21 protein-coding genes and 1 pseudogene are annotated in these 21,696 nt (G+C 44.3%); 10 read left to right on the top strand and 12 right to left on the bottom strand.

Annotated features, from left to right (window positions below; all coding sequences use genetic code 11):
* Positions 1 to 142: 142 nt before the first annotated feature.
* On the top strand, positions 143 to 574 hold the full coding sequence (locus tag NYE22_RS22500; RefSeq protein ID WP_141949332.1) for a MarR family transcriptional regulator: 432 nt from the start codon (positions 143 to 145) through the stop codon (positions 572 to 574).
* A 56-nt stretch (positions 575 to 630) separates the two neighbouring features.
* Here NYE22_RS22500 and NYE22_RS22495 read toward each other — a convergent pair whose 3' ends face one another.
* Positions 631 to 1,701 carry an SDR family oxidoreductase gene (locus NYE22_RS22495; protein ID WP_049140847.1) on the bottom strand — a complete coding sequence of 357 codons (1,071 nt, stop codon included), beginning with the start codon at positions 1,699 to 1,701 and terminating at the stop codon, positions 631 to 633.
* 130 nt (positions 1,702 to 1,831) lie between these two features.
* On the opposite strand from NYE22_RS22495, the gene yxaF reads away from it, so the two are divergent.
* The 3 genes from yxaF to NYE22_RS22480 all read left to right on the top strand — a co-directional run bounded on the left by yxaF (position 1,832) and on the right by NYE22_RS22480 (position 4,830).
* A complete protein-coding gene (yxaF, locus tag NYE22_RS22490) occupies positions 1,832 to 2,407 on the top strand; it encodes a transcriptional regulator YxaF (RefSeq protein ID WP_032725021.1) in 576 nt (191 codons plus the stop codon).
* 93 nt (positions 2,408 to 2,500) lie between these two features.
* Positions 2,501 to 3,514, top strand: a complete 1,014-nt coding sequence (gene qdoI / locus NYE22_RS22485; protein WP_003227025.1) for a quercetin 2,3-dioxygenase — start codon at positions 2,501 to 2,503, stop codon at positions 3,512 to 3,514.
* 107 nt (positions 3,515 to 3,621) lie between these two features.
* The gene (locus NYE22_RS22480; protein ID WP_029318570.1) at positions 3,622 to 4,830 is read left to right on the top strand and encodes a DUF418 domain-containing protein; all 1,209 of its coding nucleotides are present in this window, start codon (positions 3,622 to 3,624) and stop codon (positions 4,828 to 4,830) included.
* A 29-nt stretch (positions 4,831 to 4,859) separates the two neighbouring features.
* On the opposite strand, the gene NYE22_RS22475 is transcribed toward NYE22_RS22480, so the two are convergent.
* A complete protein-coding gene (locus NYE22_RS22475) occupies positions 4,860 to 5,315 on the bottom strand; it encodes an RDD family protein (protein WP_019712603.1) in 456 nt (151 codons plus the stop codon).
* Between the two features lie 255 nt (positions 5,316 to 5,570).
* Between NYE22_RS22475 and NYE22_RS22470 the strand changes: the two genes are divergently transcribed.
* Both NYE22_RS22470 and NYE22_RS22465 read left to right on the top strand, forming a co-directional pair.
* Positions 5,571 to 5,996, top strand: coding sequence for a DUF5391 family protein (locus NYE22_RS22470; protein WP_003242533.1), 426 nt, complete (start codon positions 5,571 to 5,573; stop codon positions 5,994 to 5,996).
* A gap of 100 nt (positions 5,997 to 6,096) precedes the next feature.
* Complete coding sequence (locus NYE22_RS22465) at positions 6,097 to 7,329, top strand: PQQ-binding-like beta-propeller repeat protein (RefSeq protein ID WP_342412799.1); 1,233 nt, start codon at positions 6,097 to 6,099, stop codon at positions 7,327 to 7,329.
* 42 nt (positions 7,330 to 7,371) lie between these two features.
* Here NYE22_RS22465 and NYE22_RS22460 read toward each other — a convergent pair.
* Together NYE22_RS22460 and NYE22_RS22455 are read right to left on the bottom strand one after the other, a co-directional pair.
* Positions 7,372 to 7,838 (bottom strand): annotated as a pseudogene (locus NYE22_RS22460) (RDD family protein).
* 164 nt (positions 7,839 to 8,002) lie between these two features.
* Positions 8,003 to 9,340, bottom strand: coding sequence for an aldehyde dehydrogenase family protein (locus NYE22_RS22455; protein ID WP_187001986.1), 1,338 nt, complete (start codon positions 9,338 to 9,340; stop codon positions 8,003 to 8,005).
* 142 nt (positions 9,341 to 9,482) lie between these two features.
* Between NYE22_RS22455 and NYE22_RS22450 the strand changes: the two genes are divergently transcribed.
* Positions 9,483 to 10,625 (top strand): TetR/AcrR family transcriptional regulator, encoded by a 1,143-nt coding sequence (locus tag NYE22_RS22450; protein ID WP_187001985.1) that lies wholly within the window; start codon positions 9,483 to 9,485, stop codon positions 10,623 to 10,625.
* Positions 10,626 to 10,654: 29 nt separating this feature from the next.
* Here NYE22_RS22450 and NYE22_RS22445 read toward each other — a convergent pair whose 3' ends face one another.
* Entirely contained in the window at positions 10,655 to 11,476 is an 822-nt protein-coding gene (locus tag NYE22_RS22445) for an SDR family oxidoreductase (protein ID WP_015385126.1), read from the bottom strand.
* 116 nt (positions 11,477 to 11,592) lie between these two features.
* Here NYE22_RS22445 and NYE22_RS22440 point away from each other — a divergent pair, with 116 nt between their 5' ends.
* Together NYE22_RS22440 and htpG are read left to right on the top strand one after the other, a co-directional pair.
* Positions 11,593 to 11,844, top strand: coding sequence for a hypothetical protein (locus NYE22_RS22440; RefSeq protein ID WP_003244458.1), 252 nt, complete (start codon positions 11,593 to 11,595; stop codon positions 11,842 to 11,844).
* 167 nt (positions 11,845 to 12,011) lie between these two features.
* Positions 12,012 to 13,892 carry a molecular chaperone HtpG gene (htpG, locus tag NYE22_RS22435; RefSeq protein ID WP_342412203.1) on the top strand — a complete coding sequence of 627 codons (1,881 nt, stop codon included), beginning with the start codon at positions 12,012 to 12,014 and terminating at the stop codon, positions 13,890 to 13,892.
* 42 nt (positions 13,893 to 13,934) lie between these two features.
* Here the strand turns inward: htpG and NYE22_RS22430 are convergent, their stop codons facing one another.
* From NYE22_RS22430 to iolR, 7 genes are all read right to left on the bottom strand, one after another.
* Positions 13,935 to 15,320 (bottom strand): sugar porter family MFS transporter, encoded by a 1,386-nt coding sequence (locus tag NYE22_RS22430; RefSeq protein WP_103749150.1) that lies wholly within the window; start codon positions 15,318 to 15,320, stop codon positions 13,935 to 13,937.
* A gap of 117 nt (positions 15,321 to 15,437) precedes the next feature.
* Complete coding sequence (locus NYE22_RS22425; protein WP_223497743.1) at positions 15,438 to 15,926, bottom strand: HPP family protein; 489 nt, start codon at positions 15,924 to 15,926, stop codon at positions 15,438 to 15,440.
* 136 nt (positions 15,927 to 16,062) lie between these two features.
* Positions 16,063 to 16,629: a CGNR zinc finger domain-containing protein gene (locus NYE22_RS22420; RefSeq protein ID WP_342412202.1), complete on the bottom strand. Its 567-nt coding sequence runs from the start codon at positions 16,627 to 16,629 to the stop codon at positions 16,063 to 16,065.
* Positions 16,630 to 16,810: 181 nt separating this feature from the next.
* Positions 16,811 to 17,116 carry a YxcD family protein gene (locus tag NYE22_RS22415; protein ID WP_021481035.1) on the bottom strand — a complete coding sequence of 102 codons (306 nt, stop codon included), beginning with the start codon at positions 17,114 to 17,116 and terminating at the stop codon, positions 16,811 to 16,813.
* A 3-nt stretch (positions 17,117 to 17,119) separates the two neighbouring features.
* Positions 17,120 to 17,770 (bottom strand): hypothetical protein, encoded by a 651-nt coding sequence (locus tag NYE22_RS22410; protein WP_003244225.1) that lies wholly within the window; start codon positions 17,768 to 17,770, stop codon positions 17,120 to 17,122.
* A 261-nt stretch (positions 17,771 to 18,031) separates the two neighbouring features.
* On the bottom strand, positions 18,032 to 18,964 hold the full coding sequence (locus NYE22_RS22405) for an aldo/keto reductase (RefSeq protein WP_003227049.1): 933 nt from the start codon (positions 18,962 to 18,964) through the stop codon (positions 18,032 to 18,034).
* A 41-nt stretch (positions 18,965 to 19,005) separates the two neighbouring features.
* A complete protein-coding gene (gene iolR / locus NYE22_RS22400) occupies positions 19,006 to 19,773 on the bottom strand; it encodes a myo-inositol utilization transcriptional regulator IolR (protein ID WP_038828963.1) in 768 nt (255 codons plus the stop codon).
* A 416-nt stretch (positions 19,774 to 20,189) separates the two neighbouring features.
* Between iolR and iolA the strand changes: the two genes are divergently transcribed.
* Positions 20,190 to 21,653 (top strand): methylmalonate-semialdehyde dehydrogenase, encoded by a 1,464-nt coding sequence (gene iolA / locus NYE22_RS22395; RefSeq protein ID WP_032725032.1) that lies wholly within the window; start codon positions 20,190 to 20,192, stop codon positions 21,651 to 21,653.
* The last annotated feature ends 43 nt before the right edge of the window (positions 21,654 to 21,696 follow it).

The raw sequence follows: 21,696 nt of genomic DNA, 5'->3' as shown, positions 1-21,696 counted from the left end.
TTTTTATATGATTGTACTATACAAGTATAATGATTGATTTATTCATATAACGACTTGTATTTATTCAGTTAATGTACATTTGTATTATACAAGTATATATGATGTTGTCAATGCCGGAGATTGGAATAGGGAGCGAGAGCGATTGCAAAATCAAAATCCAGTTGAATTAATTGAATATGAGCTGACGACTTTTATCAGGAGAGCTGTTTATCTGGATCAATCGGAGAAAAGAACAGGGAATTTGGAGAGATCTTCGTACTTATTACTGAGACAATTGGATGAGTTTGGGCCTGCTCGTGTTAAGAAATTGGCTGAATCGTTTAAGCTTGATATTTCTACTCTTTCAAGACAAGCAGCTGCATTAGAGGCAAAGGAGCTCATCTATCGTTTCTCAGACCCGTCTGATGGGAGAGTCAGCCTGTTTACCATTACAAAACTCGGCAAACAACTATTAAAAGCCGATCAGCAAAAGCGCCTTGAACGTTATGAACAGATGCTGAAAGAATGGTCAACACAGGAAAAAGAGATGTTTGGCGAGCTGCTGCAGCGTATGAACAAGGCTTTTATCGATTAACTGCTGAAAAACCCATGGTTCGCTGGAACAGCATGGGTTTTTCTTATGGTCAGAGATTATCTGCATCGTTTGGCGGCAGCCCAAGCCACTAGTCCGGCAACAACAGCCGCCGATACAATGGGGCGCTTCGTCGCTTTTGTGTAGTAGCTTCTTGACCTCATCCATCCTTTATTTGTGCCTCTGTCATGCATACCGCAGCCCGCATCATAAAGAGCGCTTTCTTCTCGCGGTTTGGACGGTCTTTCGGCATGCTGGCTGTGATACATGATTTTTTCCATCAGTCTGTCGGTCAGACGAGGGAAAAGCGCGCCCAGCATGGCGATGGCTTTGGCCTGTGAGCCGATGTACATGTCGCGCTTAGGGTGTTCGGCGGCAAACAGGATAGCTTCGGCGACTGCTTCCGGTGGATAGATCATGGAGCGGTAATGAGCCGGCTGTTTGTCGAGGTAGCTGTGCGCATGCTCGTTATAAGGTGTGTCAATTCTGCCCGGGTGGATGAGCGTTACCGAGACGGGCGCCTGTTCCTTTTCGAGCTCCATTCGGATGCTTTCCGTCCAGCCGTGAAGCGCAAATTTGGCAGACGCATATGTGGATTGAATGACCGTTCCCCTGTCTCCGAACAGGCTTCCTACATTAATGAGTGCGCCCGGCACACCTCTGCCGGTGTAGTGTTTGACAGCCGCTCTTGTTCCGTAAACAGGTCCCCAGAAATTTGTGTCGAACATGCGCTTCATGTCTTCGACGGTGACGTCCATGGCATGTCCGAAAGTCGAGACGGCCGCATTGTTGACCCATGTGTCAAAGTGGCCGAATGTGCTGATCGCGGTTTCTGCGATGCGGTTGACGTCCTCTTCTTTTCCGACATCCGCCTTTACCCATATGGCGTCGTGCCCTTTTTCCTTAAGTTCATCAGTGAGCTCCTTCAGCGCCTCTTCATTTCGCGCTGCTGCCACGACCTTTGCGCCTTTTTCAGCTGCCATTCTCGCCGTGACAAGTCCGATACCGCTTGAAGCGCCGGTAATGACGATCACCTGATCCTTAAGCTTTTTCAGTTTGAGCTTTGTTTTTATGGCGGGGTTTTGTCGTTCAAGCTGTTCTGTATTCGTGACTGAATGATCGATTGTCATTGAGAGATCCCTCCTAGACGCTGTTTTTGTACATTACCCCATCCGGAAGGGTCTTACCCCTTTTGACAATCACAGGGTTCTTTTTTATATTATATAAGTCGCTCTACCATACCTAGGAGGGAATGTTTTAATGACTAGCAGAGGAGATTCACGTGAAAAAATCCTTCACACGGCGTCACGTCTGTTCCAGCTGCAAGGATATCACGCGACAGGTTTGAACCAGATTGTAAAAGAAAGCGGTGCTCCTAAGGGATCGCTTTATCACTTTTTTCCGAAGGGCAAAGAAGAACTAGCAATTGAAGCGGTTACATATACAGGTAAGATCGTTGAACATCTGATACAGAAAAGCATGGATGAATCCTCTGATCCTGTTGAAGCGATTCAGCTTTTTATCAAAAAAACAGCCAGCCAATTTGATAACACAGAAAGCATTAAAGGTATTCCAGTCGGTTTGCTGGCGAGTGAGACAGCGTTAATCAGTGAACCGCTGCGGACGGTTTGCATGAAGGTGTTTAAAAGCTGGGAAGCGGTTTTTGCCAGAAAATTAATGGAAAACGGATTTGCAGAAGAAGAAGCAAATCAGCTTGGAACGCTGATTAATTCGATGATTGAGGGCGGCATCATGCTTTCGTTAACGAATAAAGACAAAACGCCTCTTCTTCTCATTGCCGAACAAATACCAGTGCTGGTGAGAAAAAAAGGGTAGCATTTTGTTATCCTTTCTCCTACAATTATATAGAACGGTCTAGACAAATAAATGATAATATATAGACTGGTCTAAATTGGAGGAAGCGATAATATGAAAACATTATGTACACATTCATTGCCTAAAGAAAAAATGCCTTATTTGCTCCGGAGCGGAGAAGGCGAGCGCTATCTGTTCGGCAGACAGGTTGCCACGGTGATGGCGAATGGGAGGAGCACAGGTGATTTGTTTGAGATCGTGCTTCTTTCCGGGGGAAAAGGAGATGCCTTTCCGCTTCACGTCCACAAGGACACACATGAAGGAATTCTCGTTTTGGACGGGAAACTGGAACTGACACTTGATGGTGAACGCTATTTATTAATATCAGGTGATTATGCCAACATTCCGGCGGGAACACCGCACAGCTACCGGATGCAGAGCCACAGAACAAGACTGGTGTCTTACACGATGAAAGGAAACGTAGCGCACTTGTATTCCGTTATTGGGAATCCGTATGATCACGCTGAACATCCGCCGTACGCAAGCGAAGAAGTCTCAAACGAGCGGTTTGCAGAAGCAGCCGCTGTAGCGGACATTGTATTTCTAGATGAAGAAAAGCCTGCATGTTCGGCCAAATTAGCGGAACTTACAGAGCTCCCAGATGGAGCCGTTCCATACGTTCTTGAATCTGGAGAAGGAGATCGCCTGTTGACGGGAGATCAGCTTCACCGCATTGTGGCTGCACAAAAAAATACAGATGGCCAGTTTATCGTCGTATCCTCTGAAGGCCCTAAAGGTGACCGAATCGTTGATCACTACCATGAACATCATACAGAAACATTTTATTGCCTTGAAGGCCAGATGACGATGTGGGCAGATGGCCAGGAAATTCAGCTGAATCCGGGAGATTTCCTGCATGTCCCTGCAAATACCGTTCACTCCTATCGCCTTGATTCTCACTATACTAAGATGGTGGGCGTATTGGTTCCTGGTTTATTTGAACCGTTTTTCCGGACGTTGGGCGACCCGTATGAAGGCCACATCTTCCCATGTGAGCCTCAGGCTTTGCGTTTTGATCGCGTTTTGCAGAATATCGAAGCATTAGATTTAAAGGTGATGAAACCATAAAGATGACAAGATTGTAAGGTTTTCATGCCGGCCTGACACCTAAATCGATGTTTCCGCGCTTCATTTTTTCATACCCTTAAGGTACAGAAAAAAGGAGCGTGATGGCTATGTCTTCATTACAGCCGACTTTAACAAATGAGCGGATCGGTGTGCTTGATGTGCTGAGAGGAATGGCGATTTTCGGCATCTTATTTGTCAATCTGGCACATTTCAGTTATCCGGATATGTATTTGTCTATGCTTGGAAAAGAGAATTTTTTCATGGATAAGTGGTCTGAAGCTGATTTTGCCGCCGCAGATATACTGAAATTCTTCATTCAAACAAAATGTATTTTATTGTTTTCCTTTTTATTTGGATTTGGCATGGTTGTCATGATGGAGAGAGCAGAAAACAAAGGGAAACGGTTTGTTCCGTTATATGTGAGAAGGTTAATGGCGCTTCTCTTGTTTGGAACGATTCATGCCTTTTTGATATGGGACGGGGATATTTTAACAGAATATGCCCTGCTCGGATTTGTCCTGCTCTTGTTTCGAAAAGCAAAGCCGAAAACATTGCTGATATGGGCGGTCTCTTTGTATCTTCTGTTTTCCATTCCGTTCATGTTGACAAGTTTTGATCAATCAAACGGACAGGAATGGGTACAAGCGGTAACACAGCAGGCAAAACAAGCGATTCATGTTTATGGAAGCGGCAGCCTGAAGGACATTGCAGAACAGCGGATCCATGACCGTCTTGTTTATATGTCTTCGAATGGCATGCTTACGTATAATCCGCTCAACTTCTTCTTTGCATCCATTCCTTATTTCAGTATGTTTTTGCTGGGAGCTGCTGCGGCGAAATCTCGGTACTTGCAAGAGCCGGAAAAGCATCGCAAAGGATTAAAACGATTATGGATGGCTGGGCTTGTCATCGGCATCGGCGCCCAGGTGCTGTACAATGTAACGGATAAAGAAATATGTTTGCTGATTGGCGCGCCTTTCCTCATGTTTTTCTATGTTACAACGGTTGTCTATCTTTATCATAAAACAAGAGTGAGAACAGTGCTGCAATCATTCTCCGCTGTTGGGAGGATGGCATTTACCAATTATCTGATGCAGTCTATTGTATGTACTTGGATTTTTTATCATTACGGCTTGGGCCTGTATGGAAAAGTGTACCCTGCTGCCGGTGTGCTCATTACAATTACGGTTTGTGCCGTTCAAATGGTCTTCAGCCACCTTTGGCTTCGTGTATTTCGGATGGGGCCGTTTGAGTGGCTGTGGAGAAGCGCTACGTATCTGTCGTGGCAGCCTATTGTAAAGAAAACAAAAGTCTAGACGCCTATTGGCGTCTAGACTTTTTTCTATTATTTATACACGACACGTGTTTTGCAAATGATGTCATGCAGGCCTTTTTTCTCTCCAAAGGCGATCATGATAAACCCGATATAAAAGATGATTCCAGATAAGATATAGGCAAAGTAACGGCCAATTGCCTGTCCGACAGAAACCCGTTCGCCTTGTTCATTGACCACTTTCAGGCCAAGAATTTTTTTGCCAAGTGTGCCTTGCATTTTAGAAGCTGTGAGCAGCCCGTAATATAACACGCTGATGACGATCATGATCAGCATAGTAGGCAAAAATGCAAGCGTCATGTATTTCACTAAATACTCTTCTTCCGTCATGTAAGGGTTTGTTGCCACAGCCCCAGCTACAAAAACAGAATTGATTACAAATAGAATAATATAACTAGGAACAGATACAATAATGCCATCAATAAAATAAGCTAAAAAACGAATCCAAAATCCTGCTGGTTTTTCCATGTATTTTTCTCTCTCCTCTGAATTAATCTGGAATAGTATACTTTGAAAAACAAGTACATGCAATATAGTATGGTGATAAAATCCTGATATTACAGAAAAATGAGTCTTTTATCCTTTGTTTTTTACTATATGAATATACTAGAAATAATCATATCATTTCTGTATGTTCTGGATTTTTTTAAAAAATATAATGAATATAACATTCAACTTACTTATAATAAAAAAGGTTAATATTTCTATTAAAGGAGGAGTTTGATGTCAAAAAAAAATAGCGTGGCGATCATGACAACCATTTCTGCGTTTCTTTTTTGCGCCGTGATTGTGGCGGCTTCACTTTCGCCGCTGGCCGGAACGGGAGCGGCGGCCAATCAGTTTAATTCAGCTGGCATGTGGTCAGCTGTCGGTATGATCCTTGTCTTGTATTTCATTCCATTTCTCGTTTATATGCTCGGAGTCGATGCAATGAGGTATGTCATGGCGGTGCTTTGCGGCTTCGGGCTTTTGATTCATTTGTCTTCGGCCGGTTTTATCTTGATGTTTAGTTTCTTTAGTGACCATCTGCTTTCTGAGGTGATCTTTGTTTTGGGAGTTAGTCTCGCTGCGGCTGCTGTCAACGTCATTTGGTTTGTGGCTGCATTTCGATCGGGTGCTGAAAAAACGTCCGTGAATACTCTTACATAGTTTTCTAGTTTGTGATGTTTTTGTGAAATAGATTTATAAAATGGATGAATATGTTATGATGGTCACAAATTAGAAGTTACATATAATGGGGGTCTCAATGATGGTCAAGTCATTTCGTATGAAAGCTTTGATTGCGGGAGCTGCGGTGGCGGCGGCTGTTTCGGCCGGCGCTGTTTCTGATGTGCCCGCTGCCAAAGTGCTTCAGCCGACAGCTGCTTATGCGGCGGAAACGGTGTTTTCTCAAAATAATGGAGCATCTGGCTTTTTGACAGGAAGATATGATGTACAAGCGATGGCACCTGCCATGTTTAACTGGTCACGCGAAAGCCGGTTCGCCGGAAATACAGACGGGACGCTGAAATGGCAAAACGACATCAGAACGACTCCGCAAAATGGAGCGGGGGCTGTGATTGACGGAGACGGCACAGTATATCTTCATTCCAGAGACGGGGAAATGAAAGCCTTTAATCCAGACGGCTCAGTCAAATGGGTGACGGGCAATCTTGGAAAAACATATACGCAATCTCCTGTACTTGGGACCAACGGCGTTATCTATTTGGCATCCTATGACAAAAAGATTTATTTTATTGACAAAGAAACGGGAGAAATTTTAACAACGGTTCCGTTAAGCGGCGGGCCAAGCTCTGAAACGGTGATCGGTTCAGACGGGACGCTGTATTTCTCAACACTTGATAATTATGTTCACGCGATCAAACCGACGTCAAAATCAACCTGGACAGAGCGCTGGAAGTTGAAAACAAATGGTGTCGTCAGCTCTGTGCCGGTGCTTGCCAAAAACGGCACCGTGTATGTCGGCACATATAATGACGTGTTTTATGCGATCAACTCCGGAACCGGACAGGTGAAATGGTCCAGAACGACGTCAAATGCGTTTAAAGGATATCCGGTGATTGATAAGGATGGAAACATTTATGCCGGCAACCAAGATGGACAGCTGTATGCTTATACATCAACAGGCAGTTTGAAATGGACATTCCCGCTAAACGGGTTCTCCAGCTCATCTCCTGCGATTGATCATAATGGCAATATCTACATCGGCTCAGGAAGCGGCGAGCTGTTTTCCATCAGCAAAAACGGGGATATGAACTGGTCATTCTACACAGACGGCCCTGTCAGAACGGCGCCGCTGATTGACGCGAAGGGAACGGTTTATTTCGGGTCAGATGATATGAAGGTTTATGCGGCAGACGCAAACGGCAATGAATTATGGAGCTATCAAACCGACAGCAACGTCGTGTCTTCTCCTCAGCTCGCTGAGGACGGAACGCTTTATATAGGAAGTTATACGAAGCTGATGGCTTTTGGGAAATAGTAAAACAGGCTGGCGAGGTTAACTCGGCAGCCTGTTTTTTGATCAATCAAGATATTTATTTTTATAGACAACTTTTGTCCCGCAAATATAATCGTGTAATGCCAGTTTAGAGGGAAAGGCCGCCATGATAAAACCGATATATAAGATCTTAAATAATGTGTAAGCGAAGAAACGGCCGAAGCTGTGCCAAAAAGAAATACGCTCGCTATACTGATTGACAACGATGATGCCCATGAGTTTTTTTCCCAATGTTGCTTGCATGTTTGAGGAAGTCAGCAAGCTATAGTAAAGAATAGCGAAAATAAATATGATGGCCAAAACAGGGATTGTGCCAATGATCAACATGAAAAACTCATATCGGGCTTCTGACATGTGTGTACCTGCTTCATCAATGAGTGGCAACACAATGAAGGTGTTAATAAAATCATAATGAAAGAGAATATAGCTATAATAAATACATCAATAATAGAGGCGGCTGCCCGAATCCAAAATCCAGCTGGTTTTTCCATGTATCATTTTACTCCTTTGAAGTTTTCTGGGATATTATACGTTAGAGGCTGCAGGGTTTGGTCTCGTAGTAAAAATGGTATTTTATCACTTTTAATCTCTTTATTTAGGTGATATAAAGAAAAAAAAAGAACCTGCAAGATGATGCAGATTCTCTTCATTACGATTATTTAGAGGCTTGAATAAATACACCCTTCTCATGAGAAAACTCTTTGAATCCGTATACCCCATGATAGGAGCCGATTCCGCTTGTGTTGACGCCGCCGAATGGCAGGTTGACGTCACTAAAATGGACGACGACATCATTGATGGCCGCATTTCCTGATGTCGTGTGCTGAAGGACGTTGTCAATCAGGTCTTGGTTTTTGCTGAACACATAAAGTGCAAGCGGTTTATCGCGGTCATTTACGTAATCGATGACCTCGTCGATGTCTTCATAGTTCATCATTGGCAGGATCGGTGCGAAGATTTCCTCCTGCATGATTTTCATGTCAGGCGTGACGTTTTTCAAAACTGTTGGCGAGATCGTGCGGTCGCTGGCATCGAATACGCCGCCGAACACCACTTCCGCCCCTTTTTCGATGGCATCGTCGAACAGATCTTTGACGCGGTTGAAGTTGCGGTCATTGACGATCTGCGTAAATTTGCTGCGGTCTGGGTTATGATCATCCTCCATAAATCCAGCGTTGACGACTGTTTGTAAAATCCCCGCGAACCGGTCCTGAACGTCTTTTTTAATGAACAGGTAATCAGGTGCGATGCAGGTTTGGCCGGCGTTTACGAATTTCCCGACGGCGATCTTTTTCGCTGCGTCCATCAGATCGTATTCACTGTCGATAATCGTCGGGCTCTTGCCGCCAAGCTCAAGTGTGACAGATGCCAAGTGTTTGGCAGCCGCTGTCATGACGATTTTCCCGACATTTGTGCTTCCAGTGAAGAAAATGTGGTCGAACGGCTGATCAAGTAGTTCGGTTGCCACCTCAACCTCTCCTTCAAAAATCGCGACTTCTTTTTCATCAAAAGCGTCTCTTATCACTTTAGCGGCAATGTTGCTCGTGTTCATCGTGAAATCGGACAGCTTCACAATCGCGCTGTTTCCGGCTGCGAGAGAAGCGGCAAGCGGCGCCATCGTCAGCATAAACGGATAGTTCCACGGGCCGAGGATGAGTGTGACGCCTTTAGGCTCGTACATAAGAATTCCGTTTGCGTCAGGGCTTAACGATGAACCGACTTCTTTAGGCGCCATCCATTGTTCCAGGTTATTCATATTATCTCTGATCGCTTTTTTTGTTCCTTCGATTTCCGCTTTTTTGACTTCGTGATATGGTTTGCGGACGTCTTTGCGGATCGCTTTGATGATTTCTTCTTCATGGGCGATGACGGAATCTAAAAAGCGTTGAAGCTTTTCTCTCCGCTGTTCTGCTGTTGAAGCGCGCAATGCTTTTTGATGTTTTTTCTGAAGCTGAAAGACACGCTGGATGTCGTCCTTTACTTGCTGTTCCATTGTAAAATCCCCCTCATTTGCTTTCTTCTTTTCTCGGACCTATTATAAGGTGGTACCTTTTCTGTAAGAAAGACAACGGTGAACCATCTATACGTTACCGTACATATATCTAAGATCTGTCTAATGATTGGAGGTGTCTTTTGTGCCGGAATCTGCCGAAGCTCAAGTGAAAGAGGCGCTGCTGGCTTTATTGAAAGAAAGAGATATTCAACACATCACAATGAAAGAAATCGCTGAGAAGGCCAAAGTGAGCCGCGGATCGCTCTACCTTTATTATGAGGATAAGTTTTCAATCATTGAGGATGTGATCGAAGACATGAAGGAAGGACTGGGCAAAGCGCTTTTTGACGCCTTCAGTCATATGGATACCCTTCATTTGAACAAAAAACGGCAAACGGTGCATCCGACGCTGTCCTTTGTTCATGAGCATCGATCCTTTTTTTCTGTGATGATGAACAGAGGACATTTCCATCGTTTTTTTAGGGATGTGTTTCAGCAGGATGTGCTGCTGACTCCGGTCCATGTGAATTTGACGCCGATCGAACGGGAAATTTACGGACATTACCGGGCCTTGTACACGTACGCGATTATCCTGTATTGGCTGAATGAGGATGCGGCCGCGACTCCGGAAGCTATCAGCCAAAAGGTATGGGAGCTTGTTTCTCAAAAGAGATTTTATTGGCTGTTTGGACAAGCTGTGCCAGGAGAGCGAGAGAAGGACAAGCAAATCGACAGGCGTGTGGTTCGAACGAGAGAGGCGCTCCAGAAGGCATTTCTGGACGTGCTGGCGGAGAAAAAAGACTACGCAGCCATCACAATTTCGGATATTACCCGGAAAAGCAATATCCGCCGTGCAACCTTTTATGATCACTATGCCAATAAGGAGGAATTGCTCCAAACCATGATACAGCGATCATGTGCGGAGATCATTGATCACCTGACGATTGCCTCCAGCCCGAATGAATTTTCCTTAAAGGAAGCGGAGAAGGCGCTCGCCAGTCTGCTTTCTGCTTTGTCAAACATGCCCATTGTCTATTTTCTCAATCGGGAATGGGGTGTTCCTCATGTGATACCTGATATGTTCAAAGCGCTGGAATCGTTTTATCTGCATCAGCAAACTGATATTCACGCAGAGAAAAAGCTTTATGCCCATTATGTATCCGCAATGATTATTGGGTTGCTTTTGTATCGGCTGGATGAAGGAAAGGCGCATCCGCCTGAAGTGCTGGCGAGGGAATTTTTGCAGTTTTTGGATGTGAAAAAGTATAAGGTTGTATTGCTTTGAAAGACAAAAAGAGAGGGACATCCCCTCTCTTATTTCGTTTCTTTCTTCCATTTCTCATCAATCAGCATTTTCCCTGGCCATGTGTAGGCCATGATGCCGCCGTCTGCGGTGATGTCCTCTCCTGTGACGTATGAGCTGTCGTCTGACGCGAGGAACAGGGCCACTGTCGCCATTTCCTTCGGCTGGCCGAGGCGGCCGAGCGGCGTGACCCATTTGTTGGCTTCGCGGAATTTTTCACCCATTTCCTGTTCTTTGGTGCCTGCTAATTTGTCAATCAGCGGGGTTTCGATCGTACCCGGTGAAATGGAATTGACGCGGATGCCGTTCCGTGCGTAGTCGATCGCCATCGCTTTTGTCAGGTTGGTGATGCCGCCTTTTGCTGCGTTGTAGCCCGAGCGGTCAAGGTCCGCGGCACGGCCTGACATGGAGGAGGTGTTGATGATGGAGCCTCCATTTTCGAGCATGAGCGGAATCAGATATTTGCTGCAAAGGAATGTGCCGCGCAGGTCGACAGCGATAATGCGGTCAAACAGGTCAACCGGATATTCGTGCACCTTTCCGCCTTCCTGATCAACGCCGGCATTATTAAACAGAATATCAATCGTTCCGCATGCATCCTTGATTTGATCAGCAAATGCTTTCACACTGTTTTCATCTGACACATCGAGGTGAAAGGATTCGGCCTGTCCTCCGTTTTTTCTGATTGCGTCAACTGTTTCTTCCATTTGATCTTTATTGATATCTCCGATGATCACACGCGCGCCTTCATTGGCAAAAACCTCTGCCGTCGCTTGCCCAATGCCTGTCGCGGCGCCTGTGATCACTGCTGTTTTGTTTTCGAGTCTTCCCATGATACGAGACCTCCTTTTTCTATTTGTCTTCCCGCTATATGCAGTGATAAACATGCGAGAAAAGAAAGGCCAGCATATGTTAAGATGAATTAGAAATTGTTGGGAGGTTTGTATGTTTGAAGGTACAGCATAAGAAGGAGCTCAAGTTTTATTGCATCGTGACCATTCCATCTGCATTTGTTGTGCTGACTGTCATCTCTTTTTTATTGCAAGAGATTACGTTTCCGGTGACTGCAAGCGCATTTCTGAATGCTTCATGGCATAATCTTTTGTTTTTGATACCGTTCGGTTTGTTTTTCTACCCGGTGCATATATGGATGAAGCGGGAGTTTGGCCGCTGGAATGACACAGAAAAAAAGAGAGGATGATGAAGCCTCTCTTTTTTATGAGAATGAGTGAGAAAAAGAGTGAAAACAAATCCAACTAATGTTAAATTTACATATATATGCATCTATCAATCTAATTGACAATTGTCATCTTATGTGATAAATAGATGCTGAAAAGGGTTTACATAATGGTAAAGGAGCGATCAAGAGTGGCGAAAAAAGAGTTTAAAGCAGAGTCTAAACGCTTGCTGGATATGATGATTAACTCCATTTATACCCAAAAAGAAATTTTCCTGCGCGAGTTAATCTCCAATTCGAGTGATGCGATTGACAAAATCTATTACAAAGCGCTTACGGACGATGCGCTTACGTTTGATAAAGACAGTTACTACATAAAGGTCGCAGCTGACAAAGATGCGAGAACATTAACCATCTCTGATACGGGGATCGGAATGACAAAGGATGAGCTTGAACAGCATCTTGGAACAATTGCAAAAAGCGGTTCCCTCGCGTTTAAAAAGGAAAACGAGCTGAAAGACGGACATGACATTATCGGGCAGTTCGGTGTCGGTTTTTACGCGGCATTTATGGTTGCCGATGTCGTGACAGTCATCAGTAAAGCGCTTGGCAGCGAAGAGGCTTATAAATGGGAGTCTGCGGGTGCAGACGGCTATACGATTGAGCCGTGTGAAAAGGATTCTGTCGGTACAGACATTATCCTGAAAATCAAAGAGAACACAGAAGATGATAGCTATGACGAGTTTTTAGAGGAATATCGTTTAAAAGCGATCATCAAGAAGTACTCCGACTTCATTCGCTACCCGATCAAAATGGATACAACCATTAATAAGCCGAAGGAAGGCAGCGAAAATGAATTTGAAGAGGTGCAGGAAGAGCAGACGGTCAACAGCATGGTGCCGATCTGGAGAAAAAACAAAAGCGAGCTGACAGATGAGGATTATGAAAAATTCTATGCTGAAAAGCATTACGGGTTTGATAAACCGCTGACACACGTTCATATTAGTGTGGATGGAGCCGTTCGCTACAACGCGATTCTATTCGTCCCTGAAAACATGCCGTTTGACTACTATTCCAAGGAATATGAGAAAGGCTTGGAGCTGTATTCCAATGGCGTGCTGATCATGAATAAGTGCGCAGACCTGCTACCGGACCACTTCAGCTTTGTGAAGGGCATGGTCGATTCTGAGGATCTGTCGCTGAATATTTCCAGAGAAATGCTGCAGCATGACCGCCAGCTGAAGCTGATCGCGAAAAACATCAGCAAGAAAATCAAAAGCGAGCTGCAAAGCCTGTTGAAAAAAGACCGCGAGAAATACGAGACGTTCTACAAGTCGTTCGGCAGACAGCTGAAATTCGGCGTGTACAATGATTTTGGCGCGAATAAGGATCAATTGAAGGATCTCCTATTATTCTACTCTTCAAAAGAGAAAAAACTGGTCAGCTTAGACGAGTATGTTTCCAGAATGCCAGAGGAGCAGAAATACATTTATTACGCGACCGGTGATTCTTACGACCGCATTGAGAAACTGCCGCAAACGGAAATGGTGGCGGACAAAGGCTATGAAATCCTCTACTTTACTGAGGACATCGATGAGTTTGCAATTAAAATGCTGGCTTCTTATCAGGAAAAAGAATTCAAGTCCGTATCAAGCGGAGACCTTGGCATAGACACGGATGAGGATCAAAAGCAGTCCGAGGAAGAGGAAAGCAAGTATAAGGATCTGTTTGAGGAAATGAAAAACATTCTGTCAGACAAAGTGAAAAACGTCAGAGTCTCAAAACGGCTTAAATCACATCCAGTCTGCCTTGCTGCTGACGGCGAAGTGACAATTGAGATGGAAAAAATCTTAAACGCGATGCCTGACAGCCAAAATGTGAAGGCGGAAAAAGTGCTGGAAATCAACCCAAATCACGAGGTATTCCAAACGCTGCAGGACGCGTTTGAACAAGATAAAGAGAAGCTGAGCCTGTACACAAACCTTCTGTACAATCAGGCGCTTCTCATCGAAGGCCTGCCGATTCAGGACCCCGTGGAATTTACGAACAATATTTGCAAGGTCATGGTGTAAACAGAAAAAGGAATCGTCCCATAAGGAGACGATTCCTTTTTTTTATAATGTACGCTCATTCAGCATTTGGTTTTGGGTGCTTTTCTTCTTTTTAAACCGGTTTTTCAGGCTTGCTTCAATTTCCTCCAAGCTTCGCCCTTTGGTTTCCGGCACCATGTAGAAAGCGAAGAAAAATGAGAGAAGACAAATGACTGAGAAAACCATAAAGACCCATGCGATTCCCATTGCGCTTAGCATCAGCGGGAAGACGAGCGACACGATCAGGTTGGCTGCCGATAACACCAAAGTCGTGAACCCTGTCGCGGCACCGCGCGCTTTGGACGGGAAGAGCTCAGGCATGAGCACCCACACTACCGGACCCCATGTCGCCTGGTAAAAGACGATATAGACGCCGAGAAAGACTACTGTCATCCACGCTGTTGATGCGGAAAGCCCCAGTGTCAGGAGCACGCCTGATAAAGCAGCAAGGCTCAGTGTGATGCCGACACTTCCCCAGATCAGAAGTTTTTTGCGTCCGACACGGTCAATTAAGATCATGGCAGTGATACACATGATGACGTTGAGGATGCCGATCCCCATTGTGCCGAGCGCCGAAGCTGATGTGCCAAGACCTGCCTTCGTAAAAATGGTTGGCGCGTAGTAGATGACCGTGTTAATGCCGACCGCCTGCTGGAAAATGGCAAGGCCGACGCCAATCAGAAGCATGGGGCGAATCCATTTGGCTTTTAGGACGCTGAGTGTCGTTTCTTTTTTCTCTGCTTCTCCTTGCTTCATCTCTGCCAATTCCATTTCGATGTCTTTTGGATCATGAGTGATGTTCATGATTCGTCTCGCTTCTTCTTCACGGCCGCGCTTCACGAGCCATCTTGGCGATTCTGGCATGAACGCGATGCCGATTAATAAAAGCACGGCAGGCACTGCGGCCAGACCGACCATCCAGCGCCACGCTTCAAACGGTGTGAACAGATAGTTAACGATATAGGCGAGCAAAATCCCGGTGACAATCATTAAGTTGTTCATTGTGCCGAGTGTCCCGCGAATTTTCGTCGGTGCCATTTCGGAAAGATACACGGGCACAAGTGCCGTTGAACCGCCGACGGCCAACCCGAGTATCACCCTAGATGCAATCAGCATGCCGATTGTTTGAGAAAACGCGCAAGCGAGCGCACCGATAATAAAAATGATGGAAAGGACAAATACAACCTTTCTCCTGCCCCAGCGGTCTGAGCATGTGCCGCTCAAGGCCGAACCGAAAATCGCGCCAAGGAGCAGCATGCTGACAACCAATCCTTCTGTCAATGTCGTTAAAGGAATATCGTTATTGATAAACAGGAGTGCCCCGGAGATAACGCCTGTATCGTAACCATATAGCAGTCCCCCTAAAGCGCCGAAAAAGTAGATCATATATTTCCTTGTGTCTTTCTTCACAAATGTCTCCTCCTCAGTTGTTGAGCCAATGAGTATCTAAAAATATGTAACAAAGTTAATAGATTAGTACCCATTTCCTATCTCATTTGAAACATTTGTTTTGAAAAAACGGAAACTTTATAGCCAAAAGGCGGGGTATTGGCGATTTTTTCGTAAGTTATTAATAATGAGAGCAATGATCACGATGATGACAGACCCAATGAGCACGGGAAATACTAAATAACTCCAAGCATATGCCCCTTGAATGACAACAATCGGGTCGGCGCCGGCAGGAGGATGAGTGGTTTTGGTCAGCATCATCAAGCAAATGGCAAGCCCTGTCCCCAATGCAAAGGTCCATGGATGGGCGCCGAATATGTGAAGGACAACAATCCCGGTAAGCGCGGAAATAAAATGGCCGCCAATCACATTTCTCGGTTGTGATAATGGAGCATTCCAAGCGCTGAAGACGAGCACACAGCTTGCCCCAAAAGGCGCCATTAACCATAAGCTTGATGTATAAGCGGTCAACGAAGCCAGTGTTAATATAGTCATAAATCCTCCGATAAGCCCTGTAACAGCGTCTTTGCCGTTTACCCGTAAAGGCGTTTTTCCTGTCCCTTTCATTTTTAAAAAGAAGTTGTTTTCCAAATTTATCCCTCCAGTATGTATAGAATAATAGGTAAATACTAACCTGTCAATTTAATTTTTAGGGGTTAATTTATCAAAACAATAAAAAAACCGTTCGCTGGGGAACGGATTCTTACTCATGATTTATTTTTTTCTGATGGCGTGAGACCTTATGTCTGTTGCCGCATATCTTCATCGAGCACCATTTTCGTCTTCCTGTTTTATCAAGAAAAAGCAAAATGCACTTTTCGTTTGCGCACCGTTTCAGCTGTTGGATTTCTTTTGTGTGAATCAGCCACAACGCATCGTAAGCGATAAGCGATAAAATGGAATCATCTGGTTTTCCATTCGGAATGCGGGCAAGTTTGTCATCTATGATTTGATAAGAAAAAGGAGCGGCGGTGATTTGGTCTTGCAGGAAAGAGATAAAAGCTGGGGAAGGTTCGCTGCCTTCGACGATACGCTCAAAGTGTTTTCTCAGCTCAGCCCGGAATTGATGAATCCGCTGCAATTGTCCTCGGACTTCCTGTAGCGTCAAAGAATTGAGAAAAGGAGCAGTTTCTCCCATTATTTCAAACCATGCCATCAGATCTTTTTCTGACTGGATGAGATCGTGCCGTTTATCATAGCTTACAATTTCAGTATTCACGAGATCGAGAGAAAGGTTTTGTGTGATAAGAGGGAATTGAGCATTTGCCATTGTGATCATTCCTTTCAAAATCATTGTAAGCGCCAAAACCTTTTTGACGCAAGGATATGAGTAAAAGGAGGTTTTGCATGTTATCTCTCAGGCGGTCTGCTGATTAAAGGGGAGATGCTCTACCTGTCTACTGGAAAACCATTATAAAAAACCTTACTCACCCGGAGTAAGGTTTTGGTTTTTATTCGTCCTCGTTGACAAAAACCAAGGCGGAGAAGCCTTTTTTCTTATCAAATTGCAATTCAACGACGGTAACGTCCGGATTGAAGTTGTGGTATTCCTCTAAGAACTGAATAATGCCTTCTGAAATGTCATCTGACATAAGCTGCTTGTGGTGCAGGCCAAATGTAGCTTCAGCGAAGAACCCTGTACGCTTGTTATAAGATAGCTCCTTTACTTCAACGTCTTCAGGGTAGATATCTTCTTCATTGGAAATATACACGCAAATTCCGTCTACAATTTCTTGCTCATTTAATATTAATCTCATTGCCTAAAATCTCCTTCTGTACGTCTTTGGTGCTTTAAATGCGCGAATCAATGCGATGACAATGATTAAAATAATAATCAAAGCGATGATATCAACGATCCAGGCAATGGGTGAAGCGCCATAAGAAACATAACCGGGGCCTCCGACTGGATGATAGGTGTAACCCCATGGGTGCATCATGCTGATCATGAACATACCCATTGTAAATCCGCTATAATATCCAAACCATCCTGATGGCGCGAAACCTGCGTGATAGTAATGATTGACTGAAACATATCGTCCGCCAACATAGGCTTTAGACGTTTTTCCGCTGTATGTCTTTCCGGTTACTTTTGATGTAGCGCCGGAAAAGGTGCCTGACGATTTTTTAGAGCTTGATGAACTTGCCTTTTCCGAAGGCTTCTTTTTAAGCGAAATCGATGATGATGAATCGTCAGACGTCTTGGATTTTTTGCTAGAAGAGCTTGATCCTGAGCTGTAGCTTGATTTCGGGCTTGATTTATAGCTTCCGCTGTATGACGAGCTTGAACTTCGGCTGCTGTAACTAGATGATGAGCGGCCGCTAAAGCTCTTTGCATGAGAAATCGTTGATGGCAGCAGTACACCTAAAGCAACGGTTACTGCAACTAAGGCTTTTACATATTTAAGTTTCATTCTGTTTCCTCCATAGACCATCGAAACGGTCCGCTATTCTGACCAGCAAATAAAAGAAGCTGGGTCAGCTTTATTTCATATGAGCTAGATGATATGAACGTTTCATACTTTTGCTTTCTCAATCACTTTCTTTCTGAGATAAACTACCTTTATTTTATCGGATTTATGGCTCATTTTGTAAGGTTTTGCTTCAAAATCAGTTATTTAGGAATTTATCGCACAAAAAAACAGCCTTCTCCATTGGAGAAGGCTGTTTTCTTCTTATGCGAACAGCTTATCAATAAATGAAATATCCTCTTGAGAAAGCGTCACGTCGGCTGTTTTGATGTTATCAATCAGCTGATCGGCACGTTTTGCTCCCGGGATTAAAATATCAATTTCCGGTCTTGCTAAATACCAGGCCAATACGATGTGAGGGATATCCACGTTGTGTTTTTCGGCAATCGGCGCAAGCTTGTTGACCTTTCTGATATTTTCTTTGAAACGCTCGCCCTTGAAGTGTTCCTGTTCGTTTCGCAGGTCGCCTTCTGGGAACGTTGTATCTTCTGTATACTTTCCTGCCAATAAACCTGATACGAGAGGGAAGTAAGGGATAAATGAAATATTATGCTCCTTTGTATACGGGAAGAATGTTTTTTCCGCTTCACGGTTTAACAGGTTGTATTCGCCTTGCAATACATCTACCAAACCGTCTTTGTTTGCTTCTTTCAATTGCTCTAAAGAGAAGTTGGATACACCGATGGAGCGGATTTTTCCGGCTTTCTTCATCTCATTCAGCGCGTTAACGGCTTCATCCTTAGGCGTATGTTCGTCAGGGAAGTGAATGTAGAACAAATCGATATAATCGGTATTCAAGCGCTTCAGGCTTTCATCAACTGATTTTTTAAGAAATTCTGGTGAATTATCAAAGACAAAATCATTGCCTTGTTTTCTGTGAGCGGCTTTTGTCGCGATGACAACATCTTCACGGTTGAATTCACGCAGCACTTCACCAATTAATTCTTCGGAACGGCCGATCCCGTAAATGTAAGCGGTGTCTAACATTGTCACGCCATTACGGATCGCCTCGCGCACCAATTCTTTTCCGGTTTCTTCATTTAGGTTCGGGTAGAGGTTATGTCCTCCGACAGCATTTGTTCCTAATCCGATAGGGAATACCTGCAAGTCTGATTTTCCGAGCTTCGCTTTTTTCATGATCTGCCTCCTAGAATAAAATGGATGATAGACTCTCAACACTATTGTAAACGTTCGGCCAGATGAATGCCGATTTGATGCTCATTGCAGTACTGCGTGTACTCGTCGTCTAATGGCTGAGAGGTCACAATGCAATGCAGCCTGTCAAACGGCGCATATGTCAGAAGCGTTGATTTTCCGAATTTAGAATGGTCAGCCAATAGATACACTTCTTTTGCTTTTTCCGAAATCCTCTTTTTAATTTCATACTCCAGCAGATCCGAGTTGGTCAATCCATGTGTCAGCGTCGTTCCGGTAGCAGACATAAAGGCTTTGTTGATATTGTACTTATCAAGCATAGCCGGGTCGTCCATACCGACAAAGGAGCGGGTTTTTCTCTTATAGTTGTTTCCGATAATGATTAAGTTGATATTCTTCAAAGCTGACGCCGCATTGATAATGTCTAAACTGTTGGTTAAGATGGTGACATTTTTGGCTGGATCAAGCGTATCAAGAATAGACTTTGTCGTCGTTCCTGAATCAATGAAGACCAAATCGTGATCTTCAATAAATCGGGAAGCATAATGGGCGATTTTTGTTTTTTCATCCTGGTGCTGAATGGTGCGATTTTCAAAAGGAACTAATGCGGTTTTTTCAATAGATGTTACGCCGCCGTATACTTTTTCAATCGCACCCTTTTCTGTAAGCTTGTTGATATCACGTCTGACTGTGTTTTTGGAGACATTGAACACCTGGCACAGCTCATCTAAGGAAACAGTGCCATGCGATAAAATGTACTCCTCCATTTCCTGAATCCGCATCAGTTTCATATTAAAAACTCCTTCTTGAATCTTTACGTAACATAAATATATAATAAAAACCAAAAGTTAATCAATAGTTGCTTAAAAAATGATAACATCGGTGTATATCTTTTGCAAGGTTCGACGGGCTTCTCTTACCTCTCTTACTTGATTAAAAGATTAATATAATAAAAATAATGAAAAAATTTAGTGTTTATGATTGACTTATGGGTATTATACGATTAGAATATAACCAAGAAATGACCAAAAAGTAACCTGTTGTGCATGAAATGGTTGCTTGTATGTAAATATGCATCCGCCATTTATTTTTTTGTTTTTTTTGAAAGCGTTTAATTCTTGGCTTGCTGAAAAGTGGATATTGATATGAATCTATCCGGAACCATCCATACAAGTGTATGTGTTTACTAATGAAGGAGGCAATAAGAATGGCAGAAATCAGAAAATTAAAAAACTACATCAACGGTGAATGGGTTGAAAGCAAAACAGATCAATATGAAGATGTCGTCAATCCGGCGACGAAAGAAGTACTATGCCAAGTGCCGATTTCTACACAAGAGGATATTGATTACGCAGCGCAAACGGCTGCTGAAGCATTTAAAACATGGTCAAAGGTGGCGGTTCCGCGCCGTGCCAGAATTCTATTTAACTTCCAGCAGCTGCTGTCTCAGCATAAAGAAGAACTTGCTCATCTAATTACCATTGAAAACGGAAAAAACACGAAAGAAGCTTTAGGTGAAGTGGGACGCGGGATTGAAAACGTAGAGTTCGCCGCTGGAGCACCTTCCCTGATGATGGGTGACTCACTTGCTTCCATCGCAACGGACGTTGAAGCGGCGAACTACCGTTACCCAATCGGAGTTGTCGGCGGAATCGCGCCATTCAACTTCCCGATGATGGTTCCTTGCTGGATGTTCCCGATGGCGATCGCGCTCGGCAACACATTTATTTTAAAGCCATCTGAGCGGACTCCGCTGTTAACAGAGAAATTGGTTGAGCTTTTTGAAAAAGCGGGCCTTCCGAAAGGGGTGTTCAACGTCGTATACGGTGCGCATGACGTTGTGAACGGCATCCTTGAGCATCCCGAAATTAAAGCAATTTCATTTGTAGGCTCCAAGCCAGTAGGCGAATACGTCTACAAAAAAGGAAGCGAAAACTTAAAACGCGTTCAATCTCTGACTGGCGCGAAAAACCATACGATTGTCTTGAACGATGCGAATCTTGAAGACACGGTCACAAACATCGTCGGAGCTGCCTTCGGTTCTGCCGGTGAACGCTGCATGGCTTGTGCGGTTGTGACAGTTGAAGAAGGAATCGCCGATGAATTTATGGCGAAGCTGCAGGAAAAAGTGGCGGACATTAAAATCGGTAATGGCCTTGATGACGGCGTGTTCTTAGGACCGGTGATTCGCGAAGACAACAAGAAGCGCACGCTCAGCTATATCGAAAAAGGTCTTGAAGAAGGTGCCAGACTCGTATGTGACGGACGTGAAAATGTGTCAGACGACGGCTACTTTGTCGGCCCGACGATCTTTGACAATGTCACAACAGAGATGACGATCTGGAAAGATGAAATTTTCGCTCCGGTCTTATCTGTCATTCGTGTGAAAAACCTGAAAGAAGCGATTGAAATCGCCAATAAGTCTGAGTTTGCGAACGGCGCCTGCTTGTTCACATCCAACTCAAACGCAATCCGCTACTTCCGTGAAAACATTGATGCGGGAATGCTAGGAATCAACCTTGGGGTGCCGGCTCCAATGGCGTTCTTCCCATTCTCAGGCTGGAAATCTTCATTCTTTGGAACGCTGCATGCGAACGGAAAAGACAGCGTCGACTTCTATACACGTAAAAAAGTGGTAACGGCAAGATATCCGGCACCTGATTTCAACTAAACGACGAACAGCCGAACGGCGTCCATGTGCGCTGTTCGGACTC

Source organism: Bacillus sp. FSL K6-1560, from assembly GCF_038592935.1.
Classification (GTDB): Bacteria; Bacillota; Bacilli; order Bacillales; family Bacillaceae; genus Bacillus; species Bacillus subtilis.
The sequence above is the reverse complement of the archived record's forward strand: the minus strand, read 5'-3'. Positions and strand labels throughout refer to the sequence as shown.

What these genes read in the sequence shown, in the direction of transcription:
- NYE22_RS22410 (WP_003244225.1), bottom strand. Translation starts at nt 17,770, where the DNA reads ATGAAACTTAAATATGTAAAAGCCTTAGTTGCAGTAACCGTTGCTTTA.
- NYE22_RS22465 (WP_342412799.1), top strand. Translation starts at nt 6,097, where the DNA reads ATGGTCAAGTCATTTCGTATGAAAGCTTTGATTGCGGGAGCTGCGGTG.
- NYE22_RS22425 (WP_223497743.1), bottom strand. Translation starts at nt 15,926, where the DNA reads ATGAAAGGGACAGGAAAAACGCCTTTACGGGTAAACGGCAAAGACGCT.
- NYE22_RS22420 (WP_342412202.1), bottom strand. Translation starts at nt 16,629, where the DNA reads ATGGCAAATGCTCAATTCCCTCTTATCACACAAAACCTTTCTCTCGAT.
- NYE22_RS22415 (WP_021481035.1), bottom strand. Translation starts at nt 17,116, where the DNA reads ATGAGATTAATATTAAATGAGCAAGAAATTGTAGACGGAATTTGCGTG.
- NYE22_RS22455 (WP_187001986.1), bottom strand. Translation starts at nt 9,340, where the DNA reads ATGGAACAGCAAGTAAAGGACGACATCCAGCGTGTCTTTCAGCTTCAG.
- NYE22_RS22470 (WP_003242533.1), top strand. Translation starts at nt 5,571, where the DNA reads ATGTCAAAAAAAAATAGCGTGGCGATCATGACAACCATTTCTGCGTTT.
- NYE22_RS22405 (WP_003227049.1), bottom strand. Translation starts at nt 18,964, where the DNA reads ATGAAAAAAGCGAAGCTCGGAAAATCAGACTTGCAGGTATTCCCTATC.
- NYE22_RS22445 (WP_015385126.1), bottom strand. Translation starts at nt 11,476, where the DNA reads ATGGGAAGACTCGAAAACAAAACAGCAGTGATCACAGGCGCCGCGACA.
- NYE22_RS22495 (WP_049140847.1), bottom strand. Translation starts at nt 1,701, where the DNA reads ATGACAATCGATCATTCAGTCACGAATACAGAACAGCTTGAACGACAA.
- yxaF (WP_032725021.1), top strand. Translation starts at nt 1,832, where the DNA reads ATGACTAGCAGAGGAGATTCACGTGAAAAAATCCTTCACACGGCGTCA.
- NYE22_RS22480 (WP_029318570.1), top strand. Translation starts at nt 3,622, where the DNA reads ATGTCTTCATTACAGCCGACTTTAACAAATGAGCGGATCGGTGTGCTT.
- iolA (WP_032725032.1), top strand. Translation starts at nt 20,190, where the DNA reads ATGGCAGAAATCAGAAAATTAAAAAACTACATCAACGGTGAATGGGTT.
- NYE22_RS22475 (WP_019712603.1), bottom strand. Translation starts at nt 5,315, where the DNA reads ATGGAAAAACCAGCAGGATTTTGGATTCGTTTTTTAGCTTATTTTATT.
- iolR (WP_038828963.1), bottom strand. Translation starts at nt 19,773, where the DNA reads ATGAAACTGATGCGGATTCAGGAAATGGAGGAGTACATTTTATCGCAT.
- qdoI (WP_003227025.1), top strand. Translation starts at nt 2,501, where the DNA reads ATGAAAACATTATGTACACATTCATTGCCTAAAGAAAAAATGCCTTAT.